Annotated in this window: 9 protein-coding genes; 4 read left to right on the top strand and 5 right to left on the bottom strand. The window is 41.7% G+C overall.

The window, feature by feature from the left end:
* Window positions 1-29: 29 nt before the first annotated feature.
* From I6E61_RS03305 to I6E61_RS03295, 3 genes are all read left to right on the top strand, one after another.
* On the top strand, window positions 30-2,537 hold the full coding sequence (locus tag I6E61_RS03305; protein WP_197129735.1) for a CoA transferase: 2,508 nt from the start codon (window positions 30-32) through the stop codon (window positions 2,535-2,537).
* A gap of 160 nt (window positions 2,538-2,697) precedes the next feature.
* Entirely contained in the window at window positions 2,698-4,344 is a 1,647-nt protein-coding gene (locus I6E61_RS03300; protein WP_197129732.1) for a BCCT family transporter, read from the top strand.
* A gap of 572 nt (window positions 4,345-4,916) precedes the next feature.
* Complete coding sequence (locus I6E61_RS03295) at window positions 4,917-5,813, top strand: 3-hydroxyacyl-CoA dehydrogenase (RefSeq protein WP_197129729.1); 897 nt, start codon at window positions 4,917-4,919, stop codon at window positions 5,811-5,813.
* A gap of 238 nt (window positions 5,814-6,051) precedes the next feature.
* On the opposite strand, the gene I6E61_RS03290 is transcribed toward I6E61_RS03295, so the two are convergent.
* Both I6E61_RS03290 and I6E61_RS03285 read right to left on the bottom strand, forming a co-directional pair.
* On the bottom strand, window positions 6,052-6,273 hold the full coding sequence (locus tag I6E61_RS03290) for a hypothetical protein (RefSeq protein WP_197129727.1): 222 nt from the start codon (window positions 6,271-6,273) through the stop codon (window positions 6,052-6,054).
* Between the two features lie 167 nt (window positions 6,274-6,440).
* Complete coding sequence (locus tag I6E61_RS03285; RefSeq protein WP_197129724.1) at window positions 6,441-7,580, bottom strand: alkene reductase; 1,140 nt, start codon at window positions 7,578-7,580, stop codon at window positions 6,441-6,443.
* A 173-nt stretch (window positions 7,581-7,753) separates the two neighbouring features.
* Between I6E61_RS03285 and I6E61_RS03280 the strand changes: the two genes are divergently transcribed.
* Window positions 7,754-8,638 carry a LysR family transcriptional regulator gene (locus I6E61_RS03280; RefSeq protein WP_194196441.1) on the top strand — a complete coding sequence of 295 codons (885 nt, stop codon included), beginning with the start codon at window positions 7,754-7,756 and terminating at the stop codon, window positions 8,636-8,638.
* 345 nt (window positions 8,639-8,983) lie between these two features.
* On the opposite strand, the gene I6E61_RS03270 is transcribed toward I6E61_RS03280, so the two are convergent.
* The 3 genes from I6E61_RS03270 to I6E61_RS03260 form a co-directional block, all read right to left on the bottom strand.
* Window positions 8,984-9,289, bottom strand: coding sequence for a putative quinol monooxygenase (locus I6E61_RS03270; protein ID WP_197129720.1), 306 nt, complete (start codon window positions 9,287-9,289; stop codon window positions 8,984-8,986).
* Between the two features lie 447 nt (window positions 9,290-9,736).
* Entirely contained in the window at window positions 9,737-10,660 is a 924-nt protein-coding gene (locus I6E61_RS03265; RefSeq protein ID WP_197129718.1) for a LysR family transcriptional regulator, read from the bottom strand.
* A 313-nt stretch (window positions 10,661-10,973) separates the two neighbouring features.
* Window positions 10,974-12,641, bottom strand: a complete 1,668-nt coding sequence (locus tag I6E61_RS03260) for a thiamine pyrophosphate-dependent enzyme (protein WP_197129716.1) — start codon at window positions 12,639-12,641, stop codon at window positions 10,974-10,976.
* Window positions 12,642-12,662: the final 21 nt, after the last annotated feature.

The following is a 12,662-nucleotide window of genomic DNA, read 5'->3' as shown; positions in this document are numbered from 1 at the left end:
GTACCATAAAATTCTAAGGATAGATAACTATGCGAGAAACTTTTGAATTGCCATTACTGGGTGTCAAAGTCATCGACTTTGGTCAATATATTGCCGGTCCCGCTGTCGGTATGATGCTTGGCGACTTAGGCGCAACCGTGGTTCATATAGATCCGCCATCAGGCCCAAAGTGGCACAGTCCAGCCAATGCGGTATTGAATCGCAATAAATTGATGTTAACACTCGATCTTAAGACGGATGAAGGCTTGGCGCAAGCTAGGCAATTAATTTTAGAAAGTGACATCGTTATCGAAGGCTTTCGCCCTGGCAAAATGGCAGAAATGGGATTAGATCTGGTCGCGCTACGAAAAGAGCGGCCACAGCTGATCACACTGTCCATCCCTGGATTTGCATCGAATGACGAAAATCGCCGTGAGTTACGCGCCTATGAAAGCATTGTGGCAGCGAGCTCGGGCGTGTTTACCGACATGGGTTTAAACCGTGTGCTCATGGGCATTAACCCATCGTTCTCACCCCTACCACTACCCTCTGCGTATGGCGCCATGCTGGCAGGCTCTTCCGTTGTTTTTGCACTACAAGCACGTGAAAACACAGGACTTGGCGATGCTATTGAAGTTCCACTTGCTGCGGCTGTGATGGAAGGTCTTTGTTACAACTCAATCGATATCGAAAACCTACCTAAACGCTATTTGACCCAACGCGAAGTTGAGATTCAACGTCGCCGCGTTGAAGGTATTCCCATGAATATGGACTACGAAGCGTTGCAAGAACTGCTAGATCCTTTTTACCGCAGTTATATGTGTAAAGATGGCCGTATGTTTTACGTGGTATGCCCTAGCCATAAACATCACGCCAAGCGTTGTTTACAAGTATTGGGGTTATACGACGAATTACTTGAGGAAGGATTGACTGAGGAGGACGATACTTATTTGCCTTCTAGTCAGTGGACATCAGATACATCGCTTGGGGTTTATCCCATGCCAAAACATTGGGCAGATCGTATTGCCGAAAAAATGAAAGTGGCGTTTTTATTACGTACATCAAAAGAGTGGCAGAAGATTTTTGGGAAACGCGGCATACCTGGTGCACCGCAGCGTTGGCTACAAGAGTGGATTCATGATGATCATGCAGAAACAACAGGACTCATGATTGAAGTTGATGATCCCACTTATGGCAAGATGATTCAGCCAGGACCAATTGTATGGTTAGAAGAATGTGGCGAGTTGATGTTACAACCAAAAGCACCGCTGCCTATCGACTTTGAAGGTGCATTGAAAAAATTAAAGGCAATCAAAACCAAGTTGCCTTCAATCAATAATGTTGATGAAAAAAGCGGTTGGTTAGACGGTATTAAAGTACTTGATCTTTGCAACGTCATTGCAGGCCCGCATTCGGCCTGTTATTTGGCGCGTTTTGGTGCAGAAGTTATCAAGCTTGATTCTGCTTCTCCATTATATGACAGCTGGAATACTGTCATTTATGGTATGTCTCAAATGGTCGGCAAACGTTCCATACTTGCTGATATTAGCAAAGGCACAGGACGAGAAGTGTTCGAGAAGTTGGTTCGTTCCGTTGACGTTATTGTTTGGAATGCAACAGACACACAAATCAAAAAAATGGGCTTGGATACTGAAGGCTTAAAAGCCTTAAATCCTGACGCTATATTCTGTAAGCTTGATTGTTTTAGTGGTGTCCGTAAGGGTCCGAGTAGTGACTTCATAGGCTATGACGATGTGGTACAAGCATCTACCGGCATCATGTTGCGTTGCGGCGGTGCTATGGATACTCCTGAAGAACATGCACACGTTGGTACCATTGATGTCATGTGCGGCTTTGGCGGTGCCATGAGTATTGGTGTGGCGCTCTATCAAAAATATCGTACAGGCCGCATTGGACGTGGTCGTACTTCATTGGTCGCCAATAGCGCACTACTACAAATACCTTATTGCTATGACTTTGAAAAACGCGGGTTATTCAATGAGCCATCAGGTCGAGAAACCAACGGTAATGATGAGTTGACACGCTTTTACTATACCTCTTCAGGGAACTACTTGTTATTAAACGCGTATGAAATTGATGTAAAAAACTTCGAAAACGTTGAAGACTTACAAGGTTTCAGTGAGCTGGATAAAACTGAACGTGCGGCATTCTTGTCTAATATTTTTCAAAAAGCGCCTGCTCATGACTGGGTAGAACGTCTGCAAGCTGCCGATATTGCGGCTGTCGTCTGTGCGGATATCAATGCATTACGTGCTGAATACAGCCGCACAGCAGATGGCACACCAGGTACTGACAATGGTAGTTATTCTTTCTCAATTTATGAAGATCATCCAAGTGGCCATACAGTGACTCAGCTTGATCCTTATGCTATTCGTCCGTCGAATAGCGTTATATACGCACTGCCTCGACCTGAAAAATTTGGACAATCTACCCGTCAGATCATGTTAGAACTTGGCTATAGCGAGACAGACATTGATGCCAGTATTGCCAGTGGCGATTTGAGTGATAGTTGGAGTCAAGAGTTTTTACCAAGTTAAATGAGGCAGTGTCATCAGTTGGAGTACCCTGCTAACCATGATGCAAGTTGGTTGGTATCTGGCTGATGACACACCCTAAATGATAGGAATTAAGCTGCTCAAAGGACGGTGCAGCTTGATGCTCATTTAAACAAGAAAAAAACCATCTAAAGGATTAGATATGAAAAACAGCAGCAGAAAACCTTTAACCAAATTGCCGATTAAAGTAGCCACAAAAGGCTTTTATGAAGGGTTTAATAAAGACGTTACGATTACCGCTAAAATCTTACTGGGTCTGCTCATTGTTTGGGCTGTCATCTTTCCTGATAATTCAACGACGATATTAGGGTCGCTCAATACTTTCTTACTCAATCACTTTTCGACATGGTATATCTTATGTGTCGCCTTCTTTTTGATTTTGGCATTGATTCTGGCCGTTGTGCCGCGCTATGGGAGGTTGATTTTAGGGGACACAGGGGACAAACCTGAGTTCTCCAACTTTTCATGGTTTTCGATGATTTTTGGCGCAGGTATCGGTGTTGGTATGTTGACTTTTGCGACCGCAGAGCCGATGTATCATTTTGCCAATAACCCTGAAGTCATTCAAGGGTTGGCAACAGCCTCTGGTGCCGACAATGTACGCTATGCCTATAAATGGGCCTTTCTACATTGGGGATTCAGCGCATGGATTTGCTATTCTTTAGTCGGATTATCGATGGCCTATTTTTCGTTTCGACGCAAATTACCGCTAACCATTCGTTCAGGTCTTGCGCCATTATTCGGCCAAAAGCTATCAGGTAAGCTCGGTAATACCATTGACATCGTTGCCGTTATTGCCACTATCTTGGGCGTAGCCCAAACATTAGGGTTTGGGGTTGAGCAATTCGTTTCTAGTATGTACCGTGTTGGTTTGGGCGAATGGTTGATGAATGCTGATGGCACGTCATCAACGGCAGCCATTATCGTTGCACTGGTCGTTATCGTTGGTATAGCAACCCTATCTGCGCTTTCTGGGCTAGGTAAAGGGGTGAAATGGCTGTCTAACATCAACATGGGATTGAGTCTGGTTCTGTTTGCCTTTTTCTTAATATTCGGTTCGACATTCTTTGGTTTACAATCTTTCTTCTTAGGGGTGTTTGACTATGTCGTCGCACTTCCTGAGCTGCTATTTACGGTTTGGCAGCCAGATGGTACGGTAGTCGGTGATACACTTTCTACATGGCAAAAAGACTGGTCAGTGTTTTATTGGGCATGGTGGATTGCTTTTGGTCCCTTTGTTGGTGTTTTCTTTGCCCGCATCTCACGTGGTCGTAGCATCCGTACTTATCTATTCGGCACCGTTATCCTACCTGCTCTGATGTGTTTTATTTGGTTTTCAATGGTAGGCGGTACCGCAATTGACTTAACACTAGATGGCACTGATGCCATCTCAAGCGTGGGTCAAGAATCTCAATTATTGGCAATGCTTGATGTGATGTTGTCCCCAGGTTTTGCTTGGGTAATGGCAATTTTAGTTCTGGTCTTACTACTGACCTACTTAGTCACGACGTTAGATTCGGCAATTTTAGTTATCAATACCATCAATTCAGGTGGTAACGAGGGTCCAAAAGGCCGCCCACATATTATATTTTGGGGCATCATACTGGCCTTGGTTGTTGGCGTACTGCTGATAAGCGGAGGACTAGGTGCGATTAAAACGGCGATGGTTATTGGTGCCCTGCCCTTTAGTTTTGTGATGGTACTCATGGGAATATCGCTGGTAAAAGCCATTCTTTATGATACCAGTCCGGCTAGGCTAGAGACGATAGATCCGGTTGACGAACCATAATTTAGATATACGTACTTAGAAACATGCTAATTACACGCACCAAGAAGATACAGCAAGCGCAACGCTAAATGATAGCGAGTGAACCGCCCTGAGATTGTTGGAAACTCAATATTCTGAGAGAGTACGACAATTCTAGGGCGATTTATTATTGATTACTTGTCATTACCTAGTAGCACTACCACCTACTTCCATCTCCATATTGTCTTGATAGAAAACCACTAATATATAACTCACTGCATATACTTTCCTTTCTGTCACAACCTCGTCGATAATACTTTGACATCAGTAGTCATTAAAAGGCTATTATGATATCAAAACAGCTTTCAATCATCGTACAATAATCAGGTGTAAACCTATAAGTACTAATAGCAAGTCATTGAATTATTTAACAAAATAATAAGTCAAGTGGTATGAACTTATCTGATACTTGCATACCGATATTTTTGGGTTCTCTTTAATATTTTTATAAAAATGAAGGTTGAATAATGAGGTAAAACAATCTAATAATAGGTCTATAAGTTCTAGACATTTATCTAGCGACTTATATCCACTACTTTTAGGAAATTAATACAATGACGTATAAAAATGTAACAGTCGCTGGAAGCGGCATCCTAGGCTATCAAATTGCTTTTCAAGCCGCATTTCATGGTTTTAATGTCAGTGTCTATGACATCAATGATGAGGTATTAGAAAAAGCAAAGTCAAAGTTTCAATTGATGTGCAAAGCTTTTCGAAAGGATTTGAGAGCAACTCAAGAGCAGTTGGACAACGCTTTTGATAATCTCAGCTACACCTCAGACTTAGCAGAAGCGGTCAAAGACGCTGACCTAATGATTGAGGCTATTCCCGAAATTACTGACATTAAAATCGAATTTTATGAAAAGCTTGCCAAACTAGCGCCAGAGAAAACCATATTTGCCACCAATACCTCAACCCTACTCCCTAGCCAGTTTGCGGAATCAACGGGACGACCTGCTCAATTTTTAGCCCTACATTTTGCCAATAAGATTTGGATGCATAATGTCGCTGAAATTATGGGACATCCTGGCACAGATCCTAAGGTGTTTAATGACGTTGTTGCCTTTGCTACTGCCATTGGTATGGTTGCAATGCCGCTGTACAAAGAACAACCCGGCTACATAATGAACAGTTTATTAGCGCCCTTTATAGACGCAGGACTGCAATTATTAGCCAAAGAGGTTGCAGACCCGCATACAATTGATAAGACATGGATGATAGTGACTGGTGCGCCTGTAGGACCATTTGGCATCTTGGATACCATCGGTATAAACACGGCCTACAACATCACTAAGCTAGCCGCTGAAACGACTCAAAACCCTGCAAGATTAAAGGCCGCTAAATATCTGAAAGAGCAGATGATTGATCAAAATAAAATGGGTGCGGCAACTGGAGAAGGATTTTATACTTATCCAAACCCTGCCTTTATGCAACCTGACTTTTTGAAATGAAAAACCGCTCTTTATTCATAAGAATTTGTTAGCATGACTTTTATGTTAAATGCTTAGAAAGCTCACATTACTTATAAAACCAAAAAGACCTTCAAGCAATTGAAGGTCTTTTTTAATATGTAGAAGAATAACCTTACAGTCAAACCTGTATAACCAAGCTTTGGAGTTCGTTAGAGGTTCGTTAGGAATCAGCTTGGTAAACACAAGTATTGCGGTAAATGCGCTATGCAAAAAACGATTATTTCTCTCTTCTTAGCATATCAATCAGCTTGCCTGCTAGCGGAAATGACACCAGCTGTGTCAAGGGCACAAGTATGATGGTTTCGATTAATACTACCACTGGTAGGCTCAAACCCTGAGTCATAGGTTTCAATAACGTCAATGCGATCAGTAGCGTTGGATAAAGTCCAACATACCCTACCAATATACGTATCAGTCTGTCTTTAGTATTCTGATTCATTGCCTACTACCTATTGATAAAATAATAAAAGAATCTTTACGCGACAAAAACAGTAATTGTCGCTTGATGGTTGACTGTTTGGGAATATCCTACAAGTCCCAAATTTATAAACAAAAATAAGGCCATTAGTATTAATGGCCTTATCTTGTTCACTTTTATGTGCTTGGCTATTCTTGATAGTAAGGATAATCACTGTAGCCAACATCAGTACCACCATACATAGTGGCAGGGTCTGCCTCATTCAATGGCCAGTTATTGGCGATACGCTCTGGCAAATCTGGATTGGCAATAAAAGGGCGACCAAACGCAAATAAATCACCGTAGCCTTTTTCTAAAATATTCACGGCTTTTTGTACCGTATACTTGCCGGCATAAATAATACGACCTGAAAATTCTTCTCTGACCGCTTGATAAAAAGTGTCTGGCAAATCAGGCGCATTGTCCCAATCAGCTTCAGCAATAGACAAGTAAGCAATGCCCGCTTGTTCCAGTACTTTGACCGCTTCGACATACGTATGATGAGGATCTGACTCTACCAAACCCAAGTACACACGTGTCTCAGTGGTACTGGCAAATAGTGGCGCAAAACGCACGCCCAAACGATCAGCACCGACCACATCACTGACAGCAGCGACGATCTCTTTTAAGAAGCGCAGACGATTGGTCAATGACCCACCATATTGGTCATCACGGGTGTTGCTATGCTCAGAAATAAACTGATTGACCAAATAACCATTGGCACAATGCAGCTCTACCCCATCAAACCCTGCTTCTAGCGCATTGCGTGCAGCTGCCGCATACATATTTACTAGCTCACCAACTTCATCGGTACTGAGTGCACGTGGCTCACTTGGATCGGCCAAAGCACCTTCGCCTGGACCTGTTTCAATAAATACTTTGACGTTATCAGCGGTAATATCAGACGGTCCTACCGGCTGAGCACCGTTAGGTTGTAAGCTGGTGTGCGACACACGGCCCACGTGCCAAAGCTGAGCAAAAATAATACCGCCTTTGTCATGTACTGCATGCGTGACTTTTTTCCAACCTTCAACTTGGGCTGGTGAATGGATACCCGGTGTCCAAGCATAGCCTTGGCCTCTTGGTTCAATCTGCGTACCTTCAGTCACCATAAAGCCTGCTGTAGCACGCTGTGCATAATAGCTGGCCATTAAGTCATTAGAGATATTGTCAGGTTGCGTGCTACGAGAGCGTGTCAACGGTGGCATTACGATACGGTTTTTGAGTGTATAAGGCCCAAGTTCTACAGAGGAAAATAGTGTATTTGTATTTAGAATGGTTGGTGTCATAAGTGTCTCTTTTAAAGCAGCTGATGGCTTGTTATTAAAGGTGTTTGGCCTGTTTTGATGATTAATAACCAATCTAATGATTACTTAAGCAATGTTAGTCAGCATAGCGTTTTGAGGGTACAATTAGAAACAACCACTTATTGTTTAAGATACAACTATTAATGGTATGCATTATGAATGGAATGAATCGGCTCGATATTAAGCAACTTAGAGTATTACAGGCGCTGCTTGATCTAAAAAACCTCTCGCAAGTCGCACGTAAAATGGGGCTGACCCAACAAGCCATCAGTGAGCAGCTGCGTAAGTTACGTGAGGTGTTTGATGATCGCCTGTTTATTCGTCAAGGCAATAGCATGGTGGCAACGCCAAAGGCGCTATCGATGGAGCAATCCCTTGACGATATCCTAAAACAGTTGGAGGATTTGTTAGAGCCAGAGGTTTTTATGCCGCACACATACAAAGGCGTATTTACGATTAGTGCGACTGACTATGCGACGCAGGCGTTATTACCGCAATTGTTTAATATTACGCGACGCGACGCACCTGATCTGAAGCTGATCGTCCGTGATTTTGCCTCGGACAATATCAATCAGCTGATAGCAGCAGGAGAGCTTGATTTACTGATCACCTTTCCCGAATTCATCCCAGATAATTTATCGTATGTCACTCTGTTTGAAGAGCAACATTTATGCGTGACGGGTTGTGAAAATAAACTTCCAACAGAACCATTAACACTGGCACAAGTGGCTGCGCATCCTCAGCTAGTGGTATCACCCTCGCGTGCTAATCTACGCGGCTCTCATGATCAATGGTTTACAGAAAAAGGTCTAAAACGAAATATTGTGATGTCAGTTCCTAGCTTTTCAGCCGTACCAGATATTTTGCATACGACCGATATGATTGCATTTTATCCTTCACGGTTATTGCCGAACAGTAAGGTCAAAGAGCTTGAGGTTGAAGCGTTGCCACCTACTTTTAAAGTCATCGCGGCATGGCATCCACGTACCAGTGATAGTGGTATACATCGTTGGTTGATTGAGCAGTTGAGAAACCTATAGTAAGTAATAATAGCGATAGCCAATTTTGACCTGTGCTCTTTTTACTTTTGTTAATTTATACCTGTTGTGTGGTGCAGGAACCAGAGAAATTTTATTCAACCATATTTTGCTAACTCTGACTGAGTGGCTCTTTTTTCTACATTAATCGCAGCTCTATTTTTGACTCCATCCACACCTAACGCTTTAAGCACTATCCAAGCCAACCACCAGATGTAATAGCCGATAATGATATTCATCCTTAAAACAAAAAAGTCTTTCAAGCCATATAAATCATAGCTTAAAAGACTTTTTAGTCTCACACGTTTATCTAGTTGAAAATTTTGAAATTGCAGTTTAAATTAAAATTTACGAAATAATAGTCATCTCGTTTATAACAAATTCATCGATCATTCCATCGGTCACTGTTACATAGTTTTGAAAATGCGGGCTTTCTACATGCTGCTGTAACTGCTCATTGTCTTCCCAAATCTCATAAACGATAAAGCCATTACTATTTGCGTTGTCTTGATGTAGGTCATATTGGATACAACCTTGATCAGTTTGTGAGGCTTCAGTTAGCTTGAGAAGTTCTAATTTTACTTGCTCGACATGCTCAGGCTTAGCTTTAATAGTGGCAACGATGGTGAGTGGTTTATTCTCTTGTGTGTTCATAAATTCTTCCTCTGTTTAGATATTATAATTATTTCAAATAAATTTAAGCAATTTCAACGTATCCGCTCAAAATATTAAATCAGACTTGTAAATTGAAGCGATTATTTGACGCTTTATACAGGCCAGCCTTCTAATAATTTTTTGCCATTTGCTTGACTATTTTCTAATATATGGCGCGTAATACGTAAGTGCTCGGCTGTTATAGTATCAAGAAAGTAAATGTTGATATGTTATATAATTTATAAGGGAAATCACATAACGTTGTCTCGACATTGAGAGTATCAATAATATATAAGCTTACCCAAAACAACTTTAAAACAGACACCTCAGAACCATTATATACGTCAGCATTTATATAGTTTGAACAACTATAATTTAACTTATACTTTCCATAGGTAATGTTATAAAACATTCGGTTTCTAATATGATCCTAAAATTGGAAGTTCATTAGAAAGATATGTCAAAATCGATAATTTCTTCAATAAATTTTGACTCAATGGCTGATAGGTTACGATGTTTGTGCCAAAGAATGTATACAGGAATATCTGAAATACCTTCTTTGGGTGGCATGCGTCTAAGCTTAGACTCTAGATGGGTGGCCGCTATAAACTGATCTGGCAAGGCACCTATGCCATGACCTGTGTAGATCAAACGCACCGCTTCATCTAAGTTATTAGTATAGCCACTAATACGTCCTGTTAAATCATGACTCTCTTTAAATACCGTGATTGGTGAAAGCACATCGCCAATATCTTCACTATTAAAAGCAATAAAATCTTCTTTTAGTAAGCTACTAAACTCTATCTCATCTACTGAAAACAGAGGATGGTGGTAACCACAATATAGATAGTAACGTTGATTAAATAATAGTGTCTTAGTGAGAGTATCAGGTATAGTCTTCGCTAAACAAATGCCAATAGCAGGTGTTTTCTTATTCAAATCATCTAAAATATCCATGCTTGTTTTCACAGTTAAATCTAACGTGATATTTGGATACTTCTTTTTAAAATACACTAAAAAATCGTTATATTTTGGATTGTGTATTCGACTGACCACCAATAGTTTTATGACCCCTTCTAAGAGATGCGAGTTACTACCTTGCATCGCTTCGATAGAGGTAATCTCTGCAAATATTATCTGAGCAACCTGAAGGCAATAGCGACCAATAGGAGTAAGCTCCAAGGGTTTCGTGTTACGAATGATAAGCTGGCTTTCAAGTTGTTCTTCAAGCTTTTTCAGGTTTTGACTAACCGCAGACTGGGTTATATTTAGACGATCAGCAGCAGCACTGATGCTTCCTTCTTCACATATAACGATGAGTACATGAAGTAATGTCCAGTTCAAACTATCTGCAAGTTTTTGATTTATCATGGTAGCCTCAATACTTATATGCTAGTTACTATCGTTTAATAAACACTATAAAACCTGCCAAGCTCTACAAGCCTTGGCAGGTTTTTTGCTACAGTTTTAGCTTATCATAAAATATAAACAAGAATAACGTGTTCGTACGAACCATCACTTATAACGTTCTCTAGCCATTATACTAGTTGACTTGTAACCTATAGTTGAATTCAAATAATTTCGATACAAGGAAACCGAGTGCAAGTTATACATTAGTATGCTTAGCGAAGATGACGATGTAGCCGATTTATATGGGTTTGACTATACTAAAAATAGTTAGAGCTTAAGGCGTCAACTCACTAGGGTCAGTTATTACATGTAACAAGACTGTTTTACGCTCGTCCATAACGATTTTTAGCGCTTTGCTCACATTTGCTTTGATATCATCATTTTTAGATATTTTTATACCATGAGCGCCAAAGGCATTGGCAAGTGCTGCAAAGTCAGGATTCTGTAGCTGCGTACCAGATACGCGATCAGGATAATGCGCTTCTTGATGCTGACGGATAGTACCAAACTGTTGATTGTCCATCAAAACAATTAAAACAGGCGCATCATAGCGGATGGATGTTGATAATTCCGCCTCATTCATCATGAATTCACCATCACCAGTCACCACAATCGAAAGGCGTTCTGGTGACTCTAATGCAGCTACAATACCGGCCGGCAAGCTATAGCCCATGGCGCCATTTCTAGTACTAAGTTGGCTCGGAAAGGTATGAGTAGGTAAATAGCGCTGCGCCCATAAGCAGTGATTACCAGCGCCGAAACTGTAGACGGCATCTGTAGGTAACTGTTCGGTAATCGCCTGAATGACTTGAGTCATACTGGCGTAAGTTTGGTCAGTTGAGCTATCGACAGCACTTTTAGTCTCTGGCGGTCTTTCTGGAAAGGTACAGTCTTTTCTTTGTTGTTCATGACAATAATTAAACCAAGTCTCACGAGATTCCGAGCTCGCCAGCGATGATTGACTAATGGATTTAACGAAACTGACAGGACTAGCAACGATATGCTCAGTCACTGATCCACTATGACCACGCAAACTGGTATCTAGATTGACAATATAATTGGGCCGATCAAAGGACTGCCTTAACTTATAGCCATCACTAGCAACATCACCTAAGACAGTACCTATCGTGAGCAGCACATCAGCCATCTCAATAAGAGCTGCACACTCGTCAGAACGCCCATAACCTAGGTAACCTGCATGGGCAGGAGAGTCAAAAGACACTCTATCTGAGGCACGCCAGTCATGAATAACAGGAATGCAGTTGTCTTCAGCAAACTTTGTTAACTGTAGCGCCGTTTCTGTCGTCCAGTTTTGTCCGCCTGCAAAGATCAATGGCTTTTCAGCAGTTGATAAAGCGCTTACTATTGCATCAAGATCATCAGCACCTACAGCACCTTTGGCAACGGGTATCACTGGGTGCAATTGCCCATGGAACTCCTGCTGAATGATGTCTTCAGGGAGTCCCACAACGACAGGACCAGGTCTTCCCTCTAACGCTGCATGAAATGCTTTTGCGACAATCTCGGATGCTCTTGATACTTCGTCCAATATCAACACCCGCTTACATTGACTAGAGAACCACTGATTAGGGTCAAACTCTTGGAACGACTCTCGATTTCTATCGGAAACAGGAATGAGTCCAACGAACAAGATAAGCGGTACGCCATCCTGCCATGCTGTATGAATACCAGTATAAGCTTGTGCCGCACCTGGTCCACGGGTAACCATAGCAATGCCCGGTTGACCTGTAAATTTACCATGAGCATCTGCCATATAGGTACAAGCAGCTTCATGTCGACAGACGACGGTCTGGATGTCGGCATTATACAATCCATCTAATACTGATAGATAACTCTCACCAGGAACAACATAGGCGCGACTAACCCCATGTAGCTGAAGACTATCTACGATCGCTTGACCACCATGTATTATGTTGCTCATTATTATTTCCTTAGTATTTTA

It is taken from the genome of Psychrobacter sp. NZS113 (genome assembly GCF_015864825.1).
Classification (GTDB): domain Bacteria; phylum Pseudomonadota; class Gammaproteobacteria; order Pseudomonadales; family Moraxellaceae; genus Psychrobacter.
Note: the sequence above shows the minus strand (reverse complement) of the source record. Positions and strands in the feature narration are given on the sequence as shown.